Origin of the sequence: Pseudomonas sp. IT-P171 (assembly GCF_949767765.1) — a bacterium.
Classification (GTDB): Bacteria; Pseudomonadota; Gammaproteobacteria; order Pseudomonadales; family Pseudomonadaceae; genus Aquipseudomonas; species Aquipseudomonas fluorescens_B.
In genome coordinates this window covers 217673-232980 of record NZ_CATKQN010000057.1, presented here as the reverse complement: position 1 = coordinate 232980, position 15308 = coordinate 217673, and the positions used below count along the sequence as shown (strand labels likewise).

General features: G+C 60.1%; 16 protein-coding genes. 3 read left to right on the top strand and 13 right to left on the bottom strand.

The window, feature by feature from the left end:
- Window positions 1-34: 34 nt before the first annotated feature.
- From pcaC to pcaR, 11 genes are all read right to left on the bottom strand, one after another.
- Entirely contained in the window at window positions 35-427 is a 393-nt protein-coding gene (pcaC, locus tag ACM6I5_RS25370; RefSeq protein ID WP_017336845.1) for a 4-carboxymuconolactone decarboxylase, read from the bottom strand.
- An 11-nt stretch (window positions 428-438) separates the two neighbouring features.
- Window positions 439-1230: a 3-oxoadipate enol-lactonase gene (gene pcaD / locus ACM6I5_RS25365; protein WP_414879561.1), complete on the bottom strand. Its 792-nt coding sequence runs from the start codon at window positions 1228-1230 to the stop codon at window positions 439-441.
- Window positions 1231-1241: 11 nt separating this feature from the next.
- Window positions 1242-2606 (bottom strand): 3-carboxy-cis,cis-muconate cycloisomerase, encoded by a 1365-nt coding sequence (locus ACM6I5_RS25360; RefSeq protein WP_017336843.1) that lies wholly within the window; start codon window positions 2604-2606, stop codon window positions 1242-1244.
- 45 nt (window positions 2607-2651) lie between these two features.
- The gene (locus tag ACM6I5_RS25355) at window positions 2652-3956 is read right to left on the bottom strand and encodes an MFS family transporter (RefSeq protein WP_017336842.1); all 1305 of its coding nucleotides are present in this window, start codon (window positions 3954-3956) and stop codon (window positions 2652-2654) included.
- A gap of 234 nt (window positions 3957-4190) precedes the next feature.
- Complete coding sequence (gene pcaG, locus ACM6I5_RS25350; RefSeq protein ID WP_017336841.1) at window positions 4191-4757, bottom strand: protocatechuate 3,4-dioxygenase subunit alpha; 567 nt, start codon at window positions 4755-4757, stop codon at window positions 4191-4193.
- Window position 4758: 1 nt separating this feature from the next.
- Window positions 4759-5463: a protocatechuate 3,4-dioxygenase subunit beta gene (gene pcaH / locus ACM6I5_RS25345; protein WP_414879559.1), complete on the bottom strand. Its 705-nt coding sequence runs from the start codon at window positions 5461-5463 to the stop codon at window positions 4759-4761.
- Between the two features lie 36 nt (window positions 5464-5499).
- A complete protein-coding gene (gene pcaF / locus ACM6I5_RS25340) occupies window positions 5500-6705 on the bottom strand; it encodes a 3-oxoadipyl-CoA thiolase (RefSeq protein ID WP_193393005.1) in 1206 nt (401 codons plus the stop codon).
- Entirely contained in the window at window positions 6702-7481 is a 780-nt protein-coding gene (locus ACM6I5_RS25335) for a CoA-transferase subunit beta (RefSeq protein WP_017336838.1), read from the bottom strand. Before ACM6I5_RS25335 ends, pcaF begins: the two co-directional genes overlap by 4 nt.
- Entirely contained in the window at window positions 7481-8338 is an 858-nt protein-coding gene (locus ACM6I5_RS25330; RefSeq protein WP_414879558.1) for a CoA transferase subunit A, read from the bottom strand. Before ACM6I5_RS25330 ends, ACM6I5_RS25335 begins: the two co-directional genes overlap by 1 nt.
- Window positions 8339-8531: 193 nt before the next feature.
- Complete coding sequence (locus ACM6I5_RS25325) at window positions 8532-9878, bottom strand: MFS transporter (protein WP_017336836.1); 1347 nt, start codon at window positions 9876-9878, stop codon at window positions 8532-8534.
- A gap of 127 nt (window positions 9879-10005) precedes the next feature.
- Complete coding sequence (gene pcaR, locus ACM6I5_RS25320; protein WP_008025635.1) at window positions 10006-10848, bottom strand: pca regulon transcriptional regulator PcaR; 843 nt, start codon at window positions 10846-10848, stop codon at window positions 10006-10008.
- A 671-nt stretch (window positions 10849-11519) separates the two neighbouring features.
- On the opposite strand from pcaR, the gene ACM6I5_RS25315 reads away from it, so the two are divergent.
- A complete protein-coding gene (locus tag ACM6I5_RS25315) occupies window positions 11520-11720 on the top strand; it encodes a hypothetical protein (RefSeq protein ID WP_007935837.1) in 201 nt (66 codons plus the stop codon).
- Between the two features lie 377 nt (window positions 11721-12097).
- Window positions 12098-13573, top strand: a complete 1476-nt coding sequence (locus ACM6I5_RS25310) for an inorganic phosphate transporter (RefSeq protein WP_414884911.1) — start codon at window positions 12098-12100, stop codon at window positions 13571-13573.
- A gap of 176 nt (window positions 13574-13749) precedes the next feature.
- On the opposite strand, the gene ccoM is transcribed toward ACM6I5_RS25310, so the two are convergent.
- Both ccoM and ACM6I5_RS25300 read right to left on the bottom strand, forming a co-directional pair.
- Window positions 13750-13866, bottom strand: a complete 117-nt coding sequence (gene ccoM, locus ACM6I5_RS25305; protein WP_007906619.1) for a cytochrome c oxidase subunit CcoM — start codon at window positions 13864-13866, stop codon at window positions 13750-13752.
- Between the two features lie 142 nt (window positions 13867-14008).
- Complete coding sequence (locus ACM6I5_RS25300) at window positions 14009-14170, bottom strand: hypothetical protein (protein ID WP_007998358.1); 162 nt, start codon at window positions 14168-14170, stop codon at window positions 14009-14011.
- A gap of 186 nt (window positions 14171-14356) precedes the next feature.
- Between ACM6I5_RS25300 and ACM6I5_RS25295 the strand changes: the two genes are divergently transcribed.
- Window positions 14357-15229 carry a LysR substrate-binding domain-containing protein gene (locus ACM6I5_RS25295; RefSeq protein ID WP_017336834.1) on the top strand — a complete coding sequence of 291 codons (873 nt, stop codon included), beginning with the start codon at window positions 14357-14359 and terminating at the stop codon, window positions 15227-15229.
- The last annotated feature ends 79 nt before the right edge of the window (window positions 15230-15308 follow it).

Sequence of the window (15308 nt, the reverse complement as noted above, 5' to 3'; positions counted from 1 at the left end):
TGGCGTCAGATCAAACACCCCACATCGCGAGGAGTCACTCCCGCGATTCAACCCCCAACTCATCCCAAACCGACTCCGCCAGGTGGAACGTCGCATTCGCCGCCGGGATGCCACAGTAGATCGCGCTCTGCATGATCACTTCCTTGATCTCGCCGCGGGTCACGCCGTTGTTGGCGGCGGCGCGCAAGTGCAACTTGAGTTCCTCATTGCGGTTCATGCCGATCAGCATGGCCAGGGTGATCAGGCTGCGGGTGTGCCGTGGCAGGCCCGGACGCGTCCAGATGTCGCCCCAGGCGTGGCGGGTGATCATTTCCTGAAACTCCGAGTTGAACTCGGTCAGCGCGTTCAGGCTGCGGTCGACATGGGCGTCGCCGAGCACGGCACGGCGGACGTTCAGGCCCTCGTCGTAACGTTGTTTCTCGTCCACAACAAATCCCCTCAATCAGCTGACAGAAACGCCAGCACCCGCTTGCTGAACTCAGCACCGGCCTGAACGTTGGACAGGTGCGCGGCGTAGAACTCGGCGTACTCGGCGCCCTGCACGTGTTCCTGGATAAAGTGTCCACCGGATGGCGGCGTTACGGCGTCTTCAGTGCCGGCGATCACCAGCAACGGTACCTTGATCGAGGACAGCTGATCACGGAAATCGGCATCGCGTACCGCCGCACAATTGGCCGCATAACCTTCTGGCGAAGTGGCCGCGAGCATGTCGGTAATTTTCTTCGCAGCCGCAGGATTGGCTTGGGCGAAATCCGCGGTGAACCAACGCGCAATCGACGCATCGCGCAGCGCGACCATGGCCGCCGCGCCATCACGCAGCACGGTTTCGATACGTGGGTTCCAGATCGACGGATCGCCGATTTTCGCCGCGGTGTTGCACACCACCAGCTTGTTCAATCGATCACCGGCATGGATGCCCAGCCACTGGCCGATCAGCCCTCCCATCGACAGGCCGCAGAAATGCGCTTTTTCGATGTGCAACGCATCCAGCAACGCGAGCACGTCACGGCCCAGTTGCTCGATGGTGTACGGCCCCGGTGTGACCAGCGATTTGCCGTGCCCGCGCGTGTCGAAACGCAGCACCCGGAAATGCTCGGTGAATGCCGCCATCTGCGCGTCCCACATGTGCAGGTCGGTGCCCAGCGAGTTGGACAGCACCAGCACCGGCGCGTTTTCAGGTCCGTCGAGTTGGTAATTCAGTTCGCCCTCGGCGAGTTGTACGAAAGCCACAGCAATCTCCTTCAGGCAGTCAACGCAGAATGTTCAGCCACCGCTCGCTCGACCCATGTACGGGATTGACCGAGGTAGTGGGCGGGATCCAGCAGATCATCGAGTTCAGCAGGTGAGAGTTCGGCGGTCACTTGCGGCTCGTCGCCGAGGACCGCACGCAATTGCCGTTGCTCGGCCACGGCGCGTTTGCAGCAGTGTTCCAACAGATGGTGTGCGGTGTCGCGGCCGACCCGTTGCGCAAGGACGATGCTCACCGCTTCGGCCAACACCAGGCCCTGGGTCAGGTCGAGGTTGCGGGCCATGCGTTCGACGTCCACTTCCAGTCCGTCCGCCACCAGCAACGCTTGTTTGAGGCTGCCGGACACCAGGCAGCAAATCTCCGGCAGGGTTTCCCACTCGGCATGCCACAGGCCCAGACTGCGCTCATGTTCTTGCGGCATCGCGCTGAACAGGGTCGAGAGCAAACCGGGCACGCGCGTAGCGGCACCGATCAGCACCGCAGCTCCCACCGGGTTGCGTTTATGCGGCATGGTCGAAGAGCCGCCCTTGCCCGGCGCCGACGGTTCGAACACTTCGCCCGCTTCGGTCTGCATCAACAGGCTGATGTCGCGGCCGAGTTTGCCGAGGCTGCCGGCGATCAATCCCAGTACCGAAGCGAACTCCACCAGACGATCGCGCTGGGTGTGCCAGGGCTGGTCGGGCAAGGTCAGTTGCAGTTCCCCGGCCAGCGCTTCGGCAATCGGCATCGCCTGTGAGCCGAGGGCCGCGAGGGTTCCGGAGGCGCCGCCGAATTGCAGCACCAGCAAACGCGGTTTGAGCGCTTGCAGGCGTTGCCGGCTGCGGGTGACCGCGCCCAGCCAACCGGCGATTTTCATGCCCAGGGTGACCGGTGTCGCATGTTGCAACCAGGTGCGCCCGGCCAGCGGCGTGGCGACGAAGCGTAACGCTTGGGTCGCCAACGTTTCGCCCAGTTGTGCCAGATCGCCTTCAATCAGTTCCAGCGCCCGGCGCAGTTGCAACACCAGGCCAGTGTCCATTACGTCCTGACTGGTCGCGCCCAGATGCACATAGCGCTCGGCTTCGGCGTCGGTGGTTGCGATCTGCTTGCCCAACGCTTTCACCAGCGGAATCGCCGAATTGCCGGCCGTGGCAATCGCCTCGCCGAGGGCCGCGAAATCAAAATGTTCGGCGCGGCAGGCGGCTTCGATAGACGCCACAGCCGTCTGCGGAATCAAGCCAACCTTCGCCTCGGCCCGAGCCAGCGCCGCTTCGAAATCGAGCATGGCCTGAACCCGGCCCTGATCGCAAAACACCTCACGCATATCGCGGGCAGTGAAATAGGCATCGAACAATTGATTGCCCGGTCGCTGGTTCATAAACAGTCCCTGAAGGCGTGGGCCGGTGCGGCCCACGCAGATGGATCAAAGGTCGTGATGCAGGTATTTCGCCTGTCTCGGCAAGCGCAGGCTGAACAGGAACGCCACCGCCATCATCACCGTGACGTACCAGTAGAAAGAGTTTTCCATGCCTACGGCTTTGAGGCTCAGCGCCACGTATTCTGCCGAGCCGCCGAAGATCGCATTCGCCACCGCGTACGCCAGGCCTACGCCCAATGCGCGCACTTCCGGCGGGAACATTTCAGCTTTCACCAGACCGCTGATGGAGGTATAGAAACTGACGATTGCCAGCGCCACGGTGATCAACACAAAAGCCAGGAACGGACTGCTGACGCTTTTCAGGCTCAATAGAATCGGCACGGTGAACAACGTACCCAAGGCACCGAACCACAGCATCGAATTACGTCGGCCGATCTTGTCGGCGAGCATGCCGAACAGTGGCTGCATGCACATATAAAGGAACAGCGCGCCGGTCATGATGTAGCTCGCCGTCTTGGCGTGCATGCCGGCGGTGTTCACCAGGTATTTCTGCATGTACGTGGTGAAGGTGTAGAAAATCAGCGAGCCCCCGGCGGTGTAACCCAGCACGGTAATGAATGCGGCTTTGTGGTCGCGGAACAACGCGCGGATGCTGCCGGCGTCTTTGTTCTCGCGCATTTCCTTGCTGGTGGTTTCTTTCAGCGAGCGACGCAGGAACAACGAAATCAACGCGGCCACCGCACCGACCACAAACGGGATCCGCCAGCCGTAGGCACGCAGGTCATCTTCGGTGAGGAACTGTTGCAGGATCACCACCAGCGACACCGCCAGCAGTTGCCCGCCAATCAACGTCACGTACTGGAACGAGGCAAAGAAACCGCGCTGGCCCTTGAGCGCAACTTCGCTCATGTAGGTCGCCGTGGTGCCGTACTCGCCGCCCACCGACAAGCCCTGAAGCAAACGGGCGAACAGCAGCATGATCGGCGCCCAGACGCCGATGTCCTTGTAGGTTGGCAGGCACGCGATGAGCAACGAGCCGAAGCACATCATCAGAATCGAAATCAGCATCGAATTCTTGCGCCCGTGCTTGTCCGCGACACGGCCGAAAATCCAGCCGCCGATCGGTCGCATCAGGAACCCGGCGGCGAACACGCCTGCCGTATTGACCAGTTGCACGGTCGGGTTATCGGACGGAAAAAACGCGGGCGCAAAGTAGATCGCGCAAAAGGCGTAGACGTAGAAATCGAACCATTCGACGAGGTTGCCGGACGAGGCGCCGACAATCGCGAAGATCCGCTTGCTGCGCTCTTCGCCGGTGTAATGCGCTGGAATCGCGGTTGGGGTTGTCATTGTTCTTCACTCTTTGGGGACAGTGACAGTCTAGACACACTTTGCAACAGTCCCGTTCCACAGATCACTCATCAGAAGCCTGCTACACATCCGGTGGCGAGGGAGCTTGCTCCCGCTGGCTTGCGGAGCAAGCCCAAAACCTTCAAACGTGCTCTGTCACTCGCCAGCCGGTTTTACGACGGCTTCGCAGCCGAGCGGGAGCAAGCTCCCTCGCCACAGGTGTAGTGCTTTCACTCAATAATCGAAGAACACCGTCTCGGCGTCGGTGCCCTGTAAAATCACATTCCACTGATACACACCGCTCGCATCCTGCTTCGCCAGCAAGGTACCGCGACGCTCAGCCGGCACGCACTCCAGCAGCGGGTCCGATACGTTCGCCGGCTCGCCCTCAAAATAAATCCGCGTCAGCAAGTGCTTCACCAACCCGCGAGCGAACACCAGCACCACCAGATGCGGCGCCTGGGTCGTGCCTTTCAGCCCTTGCACCGTGCCCGGCTTGATCGTAGTGAAGCGGAAGCGCCCTTCGGCATCCACCGGAATCCGGCCAAAGCCTTCGAAGTTCGGGTCCAGGGGTTTGTCCTGATCGTCTTCGGGGTGGTCGTACTTGCCGGCGGCGTTGGCCTGCCAGACTTCCAGCATGGCGTCGTTGACGATGTCACCGTTGCCATCGACGACTTGCCCGGTGATCGCCACGCGCTCGCCCAGGGTTTGCTCGACGGTCAGGTTTTCGCGGTTCAGCCAGGTCAGGCCGATGTGGTAATACGGCCCGACGGTGTGGGACGTGGTCGCAGTCAGCGTCATCTTATTTCTCCATCGGCGTGGCATCGCGGCCGCGCAAGACGATGTCCCAGCGATAACCGAGGGCGTAGGAAGGGATGGTTTTTTCCAGGTCGAAACTGGCGATCAGGCGCTCTTTGGCGCGGGTGTCCGGCACGCAGTTGTAGATCGGGTCATACGCAAGAAGCGGGTCGCCGGGGAAATACATCTGCGTGACCAGCCGCGTCAGAATGCTCGGCCCGAACAGCGAGAAATGGATGTGCGCCGGGCGCCAGGCATTGTGGTGGTTGCCCCACGGGTAAGCGCCGGGCTTGATGGTCTGGAATTGATACCAGCCATCGGCGTCGGTCACCGTGCGGCCGGTGCCGGTGAAGTTCGGGTCCAGCGGTGCATCATGCAGGTCGCGGGCATGGTTGTAGCGCCCAGCGGCGTTGGCCTGCCAGATCTCCACCAGAATCCCCGGCACCGGCAGACCGTTTTCATCCAGCACGCGGCCGTGAATGATGATGCGTTCGCCCAATGGCTCGCCCGTGTGCTGCGCGGTCAGGTCGTTGTCCTTCTCGCTGACGCGCTCGGCACCGACCGTCGGGCCGGTAATTTCCGACAACGAATGGGGCAGAAACACCAACGGCTTGGACGGCGAGCGCAGGTTGGTCGATTGATAAGTCGGGTGCAGGTAGTCCGGCTGGGTGCCTTCCTGCGGGCGACGGTAACCAGGCTTGTCAGTCATTTCGCTTTCCTCAGTTCTTATTATCACAGCTGCGCGTCAGACGCGTTCGATCGCCAAGGCCAGCCCTTGGCCGACGCCGACACACATGGTCGCCAGACCTTTCTTGCCACCGGTTTTTTCCAGCTGATGCAGCGCCGTCAGCACCAGACGCGCACCGCTCATGCCCAACGGATGGCCCAAGGCAATGGCACCACCGTTCGGGTTGACCTGAGCCGCGTCGTCCGCCAGCCCCAGTTCTCGCAACACCGCCAAGCCTTGGCTGGCGAAGGCTTCGTTGAGTTCGATCACGTCGAAATCGCCGACGGCAAGGCCCAGGCGCTCAGTCAGTTTGCGCACCGCCGGGACCGGGCCGATGCCCATGACCCGCGGTGCAACGCCGGCACTCGCCATGCCCAGCACTTTGGCGCGAGCGGTCAGACCGTGTTTTTTCACCGCCTCGGCCGAGGCCAGGATCAGCGCTGCGGCACCGTCGTTCACACCCGACGCGTTGCCGGCGGTGACGGTTTTTTCGGGACCATTGACCGGTTTCAGTCTGGCCAGGGTTTCCAGCGTCGTGTCGGCGCGAGGATGCTCGTCCTGGCTGACGACGGTTTCACCCTTCTTGTGGGCAACGCGCACTTCGACGATTTCTTCAGCGAAAAATCCTGCCGCTTGCGCGGCGGCTGTCCGCTGCTGACTGCGCAGTGCGAAAGCGTCCTGATCCTCGCGGGACACTTCGTAATCGTCCGCCACGTTGTCGGCGGTCTGCGGCATCGCATCGACACCGTATTGGGCTTTCATCAACGGGTTGATGAAGCGCCAGCCGATGGTGGTGTCTTCCAGCTTCATGTTGCGCGAGAACGCCGCATCGGCCTTGCCCATCACGAACGGCGCGCGGGACATCGACTCGACGCCGCCGGCAATCGCCAGTTCCATTTCGCCGCTGGCGATGGCGCGGAACGCGGTGCCGATGGCATCCATGCCCGACGCACAGAGGCGATTGAGGGTCACGCCCGGAATCGTTTCCGGCAGGCCCGCCAGCAGCAGCGCCATGCGCGCCACGTTGCGGTTGTCTTCGCCGGCCTGGTTGGCGCAGCCGAGGAACACCTCGTCCACTGCATTCCAGTCCACCGAAGGGTTGCGTTCCATCAACGCCTTGATCGGCACGGCGGCCAGATCGTCGGCGCGAACCGTCGACAGGCCACCGCCGAAACGGCCGATGGGGGTGCGAATCGCGTCGCAGATATAAACGTCACGCATCACGCTTCTCCAGGTGCTTGGCCGTGGGCGGCAGCGGTGCGGGCTTCCAGATCCCTCAGCGCTTTCAGTTCGACCTCGGTGGGCTCGGCGGTGTTTTCAACCGTCTCGGCGAAACGAATGGCCCAACCTGTCGCGGCGGTCACTTGCTCACGGGTCACGCCAGGGTGCAACGCAGTGACCACGAATTCATGGGTACCCGCTTCCGGTTCCATGATGCACAGGTCGGTGATGATGCCAACCGGACCGGCGCCTGGCAGACCGAGACGCTTGCGCGAATCACCGCCCTCGCCATGGCCGACCGAGGTGATGAAGTCGAGCTTGTCGACGAAGGAACGCGCCGACTGTTTAAGAATGATCAAGACGCTTTTGGCCGAACCGGCAATCTCCGGCGCACCACCGGCACCCGGCAGACGGACTTTTGGTGCGTGGTAGTCACCCACCACCGTGGTGTTGATGTTGCCGAAACGGTCGACTTGCGCGGCGCCGAGGAAACCGACGTCGATGCGCCCGCCCTGCAGCCAGTAGCGAAAAATCTCACCGGTCGGCACGACGGTGTCAGCGGTTTCCGCCAGTTCACCGTCACCGATCGACAGCGGCAGTACGCTCGGCTTGGCACCAATCGGACCCGATTCGTAGATAAGGACTACATCCGGCGAGGACGTCAGCCGCGCCAGGTTGGCCGCTTTCGACGGCAGCCCGATACCGACGAAGCACACCGAACCGTTCTTCAATCGGCGAGCAGCGGCGACGGTCATCATTTCATTGGTGGTGTAAGTCATTACTTCGCCTCCGATGCAGCGGCCAGCTTGGCCTGGAACTCGCTGAAGTCAGCGCAGCCATGGATGTATTCGTTGATCCACGCGGTGAAGGTGTCACGGTCGCGGGCAATCGGGTCCCAGGCCTGATAGAAACGGTTATCGCGCTCGTTGTAACCGTGAGCGTAGGACGGATGCGCGCCGCCAGGAACGTGGCAAACCGCGCTCAAGGCCCACGTCGGCAGTACACACGAGTTCATCGGTGCGTTGAGGTCGTCGACGATTTCTTCGACGGTGACGATGCAACGCTTGGCGGCCAGTGCGGCTTCTTTCTGCACGCCGAGAATGCCCCACAGCAACACGTTGCCTTTACGGTCGGCTTTTTGCGCGTGGATCACGGTGATGTCCGGACGCACCGAAGGCACCGCCGCCAATACTTCACCGGTGAACGGGCAAGTGACGCTCTTGATCAGCGGGTTGACCTTCGGCAGGTCGGAGCCGGCGTAGGCACGCAACACCGCGAACGGCAGGCCGGAGGCGCCAGCGACGTAGGCATTTGCCAGGTCGGCGTGGCTGTGTTCTTCGATTTCCAGCGCGTGCGGCCACTGCTTCTCGACTGCGTCACGCAGACGGTGCAGCGAACCGACGCCCGGGTTGCCGCCCCAGGAGAAAATCAGCTTGCGAGCACAACCGGCGCCAATCAACTGGTCGTAGATCAGGTCAGGCGTCATCCGTACCAGCGTCAGATCTTTCTTGCCCTGACGAATGATTTCGTGACCCGCCGCCGTAGGGATCAGGTGAGTGAAGCCTTCGAGCGCGACGGTATCGCCGTCGTTGACGAATTGCTTCACCGCGTCGTGCAGCGAAAGGATTTCAGCCATGGGGCAGGCTCCCGTTTTGTTGTGAACCGACAGTGGTAGGAAACGACGCGATGCGCGCGCCGGAATGACTGAAGGTTAAGCCTGTGCAAAACGCCAAACAATCCGATAATCGACTAAGTGTTCGTTTATCGAACATATTGTTGTCTCGCTATCGTTCTCCATCGCCTGTCAAAAGATCAATTTCAATCCAGAATCAGGTCGCATCCGCATGACTGACCATGCCCTTGATCACCACCGCCGTCGTCGCCAAGGCCGCCGGAATCACCAATGCCGTCAGCACTTGTTCAAAGTTCCAGCCCAACCCCAGCAAGGTCGCGCCCATCCACGCCCCCAGAATTGCGCCGAACCGGCCAATCCCGAGCATCCACGACACACCGGTCGCCCGACCTTGAGTCGGGTAAAAACGCGCCGCCAAAGAAGGCATCGCCGATTGCGCGCCGTTGACGCACATCCCGGCCACCAGCACCAGGGTTGCCAATAGCGTGATGTTGCCCAGGCTCTGCCCTACCGCGTAGGCAAACACCCCGGCCAGCAAGTAGAAAGTACCGATGACCTTGTGCGGATTGAACCGGTCCATCGCCCAGCCCACGCCCACCGCGCTCAATACGCCGCCGAACTGGAACAGCGCGCCGATGAATGCCGCCTGTTCCATGCTCGCGCCACTGTCACGCATCAGCGTCGGCAGCCAACTGGTCAACAGGTAAACGATCACCAGGCCCATGAAGTAGGTCAGCCATAACAACAAGGTGCCGGTGCTGTAGGTGCCGGAGAAGATCACCGCAAACACGTTACGGGCCTTCACGGTTTTCTGTTCGGGCACGCTGAAGCTGGATGCTTGAGCGACGACCGTCGGATCGATTGGCGCCAGCGCCTGGCGCACTTTGTCGGTGCCGCGATTGCGCACGACCAGGTAACGCGCCGACTCCGGCAGCCAGAACAACAAGACGACGGCAAGGATCAGCGGCAGAATTCCGCCGATCAACAGCAGGCTGTGCCAGCCGAACGCCGGAATCAGCTTGGCCGAAATGAATCCGCCACCGGCCATGCCGAGGTTGAAGCCGCAGAACATGCTGGTCACCAGCAGGGATTTTTTGCGCTCCGGGGTGTATTCCGACAGCAATGTCGTAGCGTTCGGCATCCCGGCGCCAAGGCCCAGGCCGGTCAGAAAGCGCAACACCAGCAACTGATCGACGTTGCTGCTGTAGGCCGAGGCCAGGCTGAAGGCGCCGAATAACAGCACCGCGCCCACCAGTACGACTTTTCGTCCGAAGCGGTCAGCCAACGGCCCGGAGCCCAGTGCGCCGAAGACCATGCCGATCAACGCCGCACTCATCACCGGGCCAAGGCTGGCGCGATCGATGCCCCAGTCCTGGGAGAGTGCCGGCGCGATGAAGCCCATGGCCGCGGTGTCGAGGCCATCGAGGAAAACAATCAGGAAACACAGGATCACCACTCGCCATTGGTAGCGCGAGATGGGTTGAGCATTGATGAAGGACTGCACGTCGAGGCAGTTACCTACAGCAGACTGAGGCTGGTTCATTATTTTTATTCCACGCAAGAACGCAGTCGGACAGGTGCCAGCCTGAGCTGGCGCTGCCGCGACATTAGTGAGCCTGGGGAAAGTGCGTCAATTCGTTAAACGCGAGTCTGGGCGATTATCGAACAGCTTAGGCAAACAGCTGGGCGCTGAGGTTACGGCTGGCCGCCAGCAGACCCGGCAGGAACCGTTGCTCCAGCTCGTTGCGGCTGACCCGACCGGCGTGCGTGCTGACGTTGAGCGCCGCCACGACTTGCCCGGAAGCGTCGTACACCGGAACGGCAATCGAGCGCAGGCCTTGTTCCAGTTCCTGATCGACGATGCACCAGCCTTGCTGCCGCACTTCCTGCAGGCATTCGAGCAACGCTTCGGGAGTGTGCAAGGTGCGGCTGGTCTTGGCTTGCAGGTCTGCGTGGTCGAGGTACTCGCGCAGCGACGTGTCATCCAGTGCCGCGAGAAGAATCCTGCCCATTGAGGTGCAATAGGCCGGCAGGCGTCCGCCTACCGACAGGTCGACAGAAATCAGCCGCTGAGTCGTCGCCGAGCGAGCGATGTACAAAATGTCATCGCCTTCCAGCGTGGCCATGTTGCAGGCCTCGTGGAGTTGTTCGCTCATGCGGTCGAGGTAAGGTTGGGCAGAGACCGCCAGCGGGGTCGAGGACAGGTAGGCATGACCGAGGGTCAGTACTTTGGGCAGCAGCGAATAGGTGCGACCGTCGGTGGTGGCGTAGCCGAGTTTGATCAGGGTGTGCAGGCAACGTCGCACGGCGGCGCGGGGAATTTCCGTGCGGTGACTGATCTGGGCGATGGTCAGGTGCCGTTTGCGCTCCTGGAACGCTTGCACCACGGCCAGGCCTCGGGCCAGTGAAGTCATGAAATCCGGGTCGCCGGTCAGGGCCTGGATTCGCTTGGCGGGCGACGCGACGATAGGCGGCGCCACTGAAGCGAAGGAATTGCGCATTTGCTCGTTCATATCAGGTCCTTTTCCCACACGGATCAGCGACGGCTATTACAGGCGGCTCCGATTCGACACACAAGCCAAAGGCAGCCGAGACTGGGCGATTATCGAACCCTCGACCGATAATCGCAATCGGTTGCCGTTATAGAGCCTTGGTCGGACACGTGTGCGCCCTTCTCTATTACATGGTTTTACCCCGGGCTTGAACCCTGAGTTAAAGTCCCCCATGTAATGTCCTAACTTGTTCGACTTAATGACGCCAGAAAGACAGCGCGGCCAAGTGAAGGTAAAAACTTGCAAGTAATAAAACGATCACACATGAACATCCATTTTTAACTCTTTGGCGATAGTGTTCTTCAAATCGACCGCTATAATGCAATTCAGTGACGAACCGGTTTCTCTATTCGCCGGTTCCGTCATCCGGCAGCACGATGTTCCATCGTTGCTGCCCGCAGCAAGCGCCTGACGCTCATTTCAAATGCTCTGACAGCGCGCTCGCTGAAACAGGAAACTGATGCTACGTCAGCTGTTTTTCTCTGGTGCCGTGGCCGCCTGCAACATGGAAGTATTGATCGCCGTGCCGTAAAACGATGCCTTTGCGGGCATTGTCCTTTCGACGAGCGTGGTCAGTGCATTTGATGCAGCGCGATTTACCAGAATTAATCTCAACCTATACAGGTAGCACTGTGACGAAAGACGAACTGCGCGCGGAACTTGAGCGCCAGGAACAACGTTACAAGGAAGTTTACGGCGGGGAAGTCACCACCTACGCCGCTCAGCCCGAACCGGAACGCAAACCCTGGCGTAAACGCGCCACCGTTCAGGACCAGGCTTTCACGCAAGAACTGCAGAAGATGGAAAAGGAACTCAAAGCCGAAGAGCCATGATCGCCTCGGCCTGACTCCCTTCAAGGGCCTGCGTCTGCCCCCGTTAAAAGCGGGATGCATTGATGTTGCCATTCGCGCCCGCTACGAGCGGGCAGCGGTTACCTCATCTATCTGATGAGGCAATTGGCTCATGTCTGGCCCTCTTCTCAGAAATTTCATACAAGTCTTTGCTTCTCTTGCCGTTTCGAGAGAAACCCTTGTGCCTGCGGGCTTTTCAAGGCAATTCAACGACTTGCAAAACCCGCTAAACACCCGGAACTTGGGGCGTCGTCTCTTACTAATTCGTTGAAGAATGTTACCGATGAGCAGCTAGTGCATCGATTTACAGTCTTTTCTGGCATAATCGCGCCCCCTTACGACCGGGTCAGAAAACCTTCATGATCGATTTATTCAGCGGACTGGATGCTTGGGTGCTTGTGAGCCTCTTGCTCGCCCTCGCCTTTGTCCTCGCCTTCGAGTTCATCAACGGCTTTCATGACACTGCAAACGCGGTGGCCACTGTTATCTACACCAAAGCCATGCCGCCGCATCTGGCCGTGTTCTTTTCCGGTGTGTTCAACTTCCTCGGCGTGCTGCTGGGCGGTGTTGGCGTGGCGTATGCCATCGTCCACCTGCTGCCGGTAGAACTGCTGATCAATGTGAACACCGGTCACGGACTGGCCATGGTGTTCTCGTTGCTTGCCGCCGCCATCACCTGGAACCTGGGCACCTGGTACTTCGGTATCCCGGCCTCCAGCTCCCATACGCTGATCGGTTCGATCCTCGGGGTTGGCCTGGCCAACGCCCTGCTCAACGACATTCCATTGGCCGATGGCGTCAACTGGCAGAAGGCGATCGATATCGCGGCTTCGCTGGTGTTTTCGCCGATGGCCGGGTTCCTGATCGCTGCGCTGATCCTGATCGGCCTTAAATGGTGGCGTCCACTGTCGAAGATGCACAAGACGCCGGAACAGCGCCGCAAGATCGACGACAAGAAGCATCCGCCGTTCTGGAACCGCCTGGTGCTGGTGATTTCGGCCATGGCCGTGAGTTTCGTGCACGGCTCCAACGATGGTCAGAAAGGTATCGGCCTGATCATGCTGGTGCTGATCGGTATCGTTCCGGCACAGTTCGTACTCGACCTGGGCAGCACCACCTACCAGATCGAACGCACTCGCGATGCGACTTTGCACCTGAGCCAGTTCTACAAGCGCAATGCCGATACGCTGGGTGAATACCTGGCCCTGGGCAAAAGCGTGGATGGTGATCTGCCGGAGAAATTCCGTTGCAACCCGCAACAGACCGAACCGACCATCACCGCCCTGCTCGACACCCTTAAAGGCGTCGCGGACTACCATTCGCTGTCGGCGGAAAGCCGTATCGAAGTGCGCCGCTACCTGCTCTGCCTGGATGACACGGCGAAGAAAGTCGGCAAACTGCCCGGTCTCGCTGCCCGTGAAAAGGCTGACCTGGACAAACTGCGCAAAGACCTGACCACCACTACCGAATACGCCCCGTTCTGGGTGATTCTGGCGGTCGCACTGGCCCTGGGCCTGGGCACCATGGTGGGCTGGAAACGCGTGGTACTGACCATCGGCGAGAAGATCGGCAAGCAAGGCATGACTTACTCCCAAGGCATGTCGGCGCAGATCACGACCGCCAGCCTGATCGGCATGGCCAACATCTTCAGCCTGCCGGTTTCCACCACCCACGTCCTGTCTTCAGGTGTGGCCGGTACCATGGTCGCCAACAAAAGCGGCCTGCAGGGCGGCACCGTCAGAACCATCCTGCTGGCCTGGGTCCTGACCCTGCCAGCGACCGTGGCCCTGTCGGCCGGCCTGTTCTGGCTGGCGTCGAAGGCACTGGGCAGCTGATAGATCGCTGCTACGAAAAAGGCGCGTTCCGTGAGGTTCGCGCCTTTTTCATGCCTGCAATTCTCTAAACACCAAAAATCCCTGTGGGAGCGCACAACGGTCGTTTCCCGCACGCAAAAAAAAGGGCAACCGAAGTTGCCCAAAATGCCTTGCGTGCTCATTGCATCAAGAAAGACCTACGGTTTTTTCCGCTTGTGCGAGTCCTTCCAGATAAAAAATCCAAACCCTGCAAAAAACAGAACCATGAGGCCGACTGTCAGCACTCCGGCGATCACCACGTTGTCGAAAAACATGACTGGCCTCCTGGACTTGCCCTGTTGCGATGGGGCTAAGTTAACCAATCAGGCAGGAGAGAAAATTGATCGAGGTCAATATCGCCCGAGACAGGGCGCAAAGGAGGGGGAAAACTGATCTACATCAACAGATGCAGGGGGATTAACGCTTTTTCGGTTTGTTTTTCGGCTTTTTCTTCGCTTTACCCAAAGGCATCGCTTGCTCGAATGCCTGGCGCACTTCATTCAGGCGTTTGTCGTTGAGGTCGTGAATTCGCTTGGCGCGTTCGGCGTTAAGGTCGATCAGCTTGTCGTCTTGGCTCATGGTGTTCAGTGCATCGCGTGAAGGAAAATTACACTGCCGCATCGCTCGACAGGATTGCGCCAATAATGCGGTCTGGCGCCGGCGCTGACCAGTCACTCGCGTAACGACGACTTAACAAAATATGTACCGAAGCGGTTTTTTCACCGCACAATCGCGTTTTTGCGATGGACCCAAAGGACCCGCGCCGTGGAATTGCACCAGGATCTGCCGCCCTTGATGGCCCTGCGCGCCTTCGAGGCCGTGGCTCGCCATTTGAGCTTTATCAAGGCCGCCGATGAGTTGTCGGTGACCCAAAGTGCAATCAGCCATCAAGTGCAGAAACTGGAGCAGTATCTGAATCAGCGGCTGTTTATCCGCCGCACCCGGGCCATCGATCTGACGCCAGCCGGCGAAGCGTACTACCGGCAGATTCAGCCAGCCCTGGAATCCATTGCCCTGGCCACCCGCGGACTGCGCGGCAACGATCATCATGAAACCACCCTGCGCATCGGCCTCCTCGCGTCATTTGCCACGTTGTGGCTGGTGCCGCGTCTGGCCGACTTTAACGCGCGCTATCCACACATCCATGTCGAGCTGCTGCCTTCGGTAGAACTGTCCGACGTTGGCGGTGGCGAAGTTGACCTGGCGATTCGTTATGGCAAGGGCGGCTGGCCGAAAGTCCGGGCTCGCCGCTTCATGGCAGAAACACTGGCACCGGTTTGCAGTCCCGCATTCAAAACCCAGGGCACCGGCATCGGCCCGTTACTGATGGCCAAATCCCTTCAACCGTTCGAGTGGACTGACTGGAGCGCGCGCAATGGCATCGACCTCAGCCACTACCCCAGCGTGATGCTCCACGACTACAACATCGTCGTCGAAGCCGCCGTGGCCGGTCAGGGCATTGCCATGGGTCGTGGTCATTTGATCGAACGCCGACTGAAGGAAGGTGCGCTGGTAGATGCTTTCGACACCCCGCCCTTCATCAGCGAAATCGGTTATTGGCTGGTCACTCCCGATCGGCCTGCCAGCGACGCAGCGGAATGTTTCGGTGAATGGCTGTATGAAATGGCCCATGCATGAGTTATTTGAATACGTCGAATTAGATCTATCCGTTTGTCGCGCTCCCCGGACGCAAACATGCTGAAGCCTTCATTCAGGA

What these genes read in the sequence shown, in the direction of transcription:
- ACM6I5_RS25300 (WP_007998358.1), bottom strand. Translation starts at nt 14,170, where the DNA reads ATGAGCCAAGACGACAAGCTGATCGACCTTAACGCCGAACGCGCCAAG.
- ACM6I5_RS25355 (WP_017336842.1), bottom strand. Translation starts at nt 3,956, where the DNA reads ATGACAACCCCAACCGCGATTCCAGCGCATTACACCGGCGAAGAGCGC.
- pcaR (WP_008025635.1), bottom strand. Translation starts at nt 10,848, where the DNA reads ATGAACGAGCAAATGCGCAATTCCTTCGCTTCAGTGGCGCCGCCTATC.
- pcaH (WP_414879559.1), bottom strand. Translation starts at nt 5,463, where the DNA reads ATGACTGACAAGCCTGGTTACCGTCGCCCGCAGGAAGGCACCCAGCCG.
- pcaG (WP_017336841.1), bottom strand. Translation starts at nt 4,757, where the DNA reads ATGACGCTGACTGCGACCACGTCCCACACCGTCGGGCCGTATTACCAC.
- ACM6I5_RS25335 (WP_017336838.1), bottom strand. Translation starts at nt 7,481, where the DNA reads ATGACTTACACCACCAATGAAATGATGACCGTCGCCGCTGCTCGCCGA.
- ACM6I5_RS25360 (WP_017336843.1), bottom strand. Translation starts at nt 2,606, where the DNA reads ATGAACCAGCGACCGGGCAATCAATTGTTCGATGCCTATTTCACTGCC.
- ACM6I5_RS25325 (WP_017336836.1), bottom strand. Translation starts at nt 9,878, where the DNA reads ATGAACCAGCCTCAGTCTGCTGTAGGTAACTGCCTCGACGTGCAGTCC.
- ACM6I5_RS25310 (WP_414884911.1), top strand. Translation starts at nt 12,098, where the DNA reads ATGATCGATTTATTCAGCGGACTGGATGCTTGGGTGCTTGTGAGCCTC.
- ccoM (WP_007906619.1), bottom strand. Translation starts at nt 13,866, where the DNA reads ATGTTTTTCGACAACGTGGTGATCGCCGGAGTGCTGACAGTCGGCCTC.
- ACM6I5_RS25330 (WP_414879558.1), bottom strand. Translation starts at nt 8,338, where the DNA reads ATGGCTGAAATCCTTTCGCTGCACGACGCGGTGAAGCAATTCGTCAAC.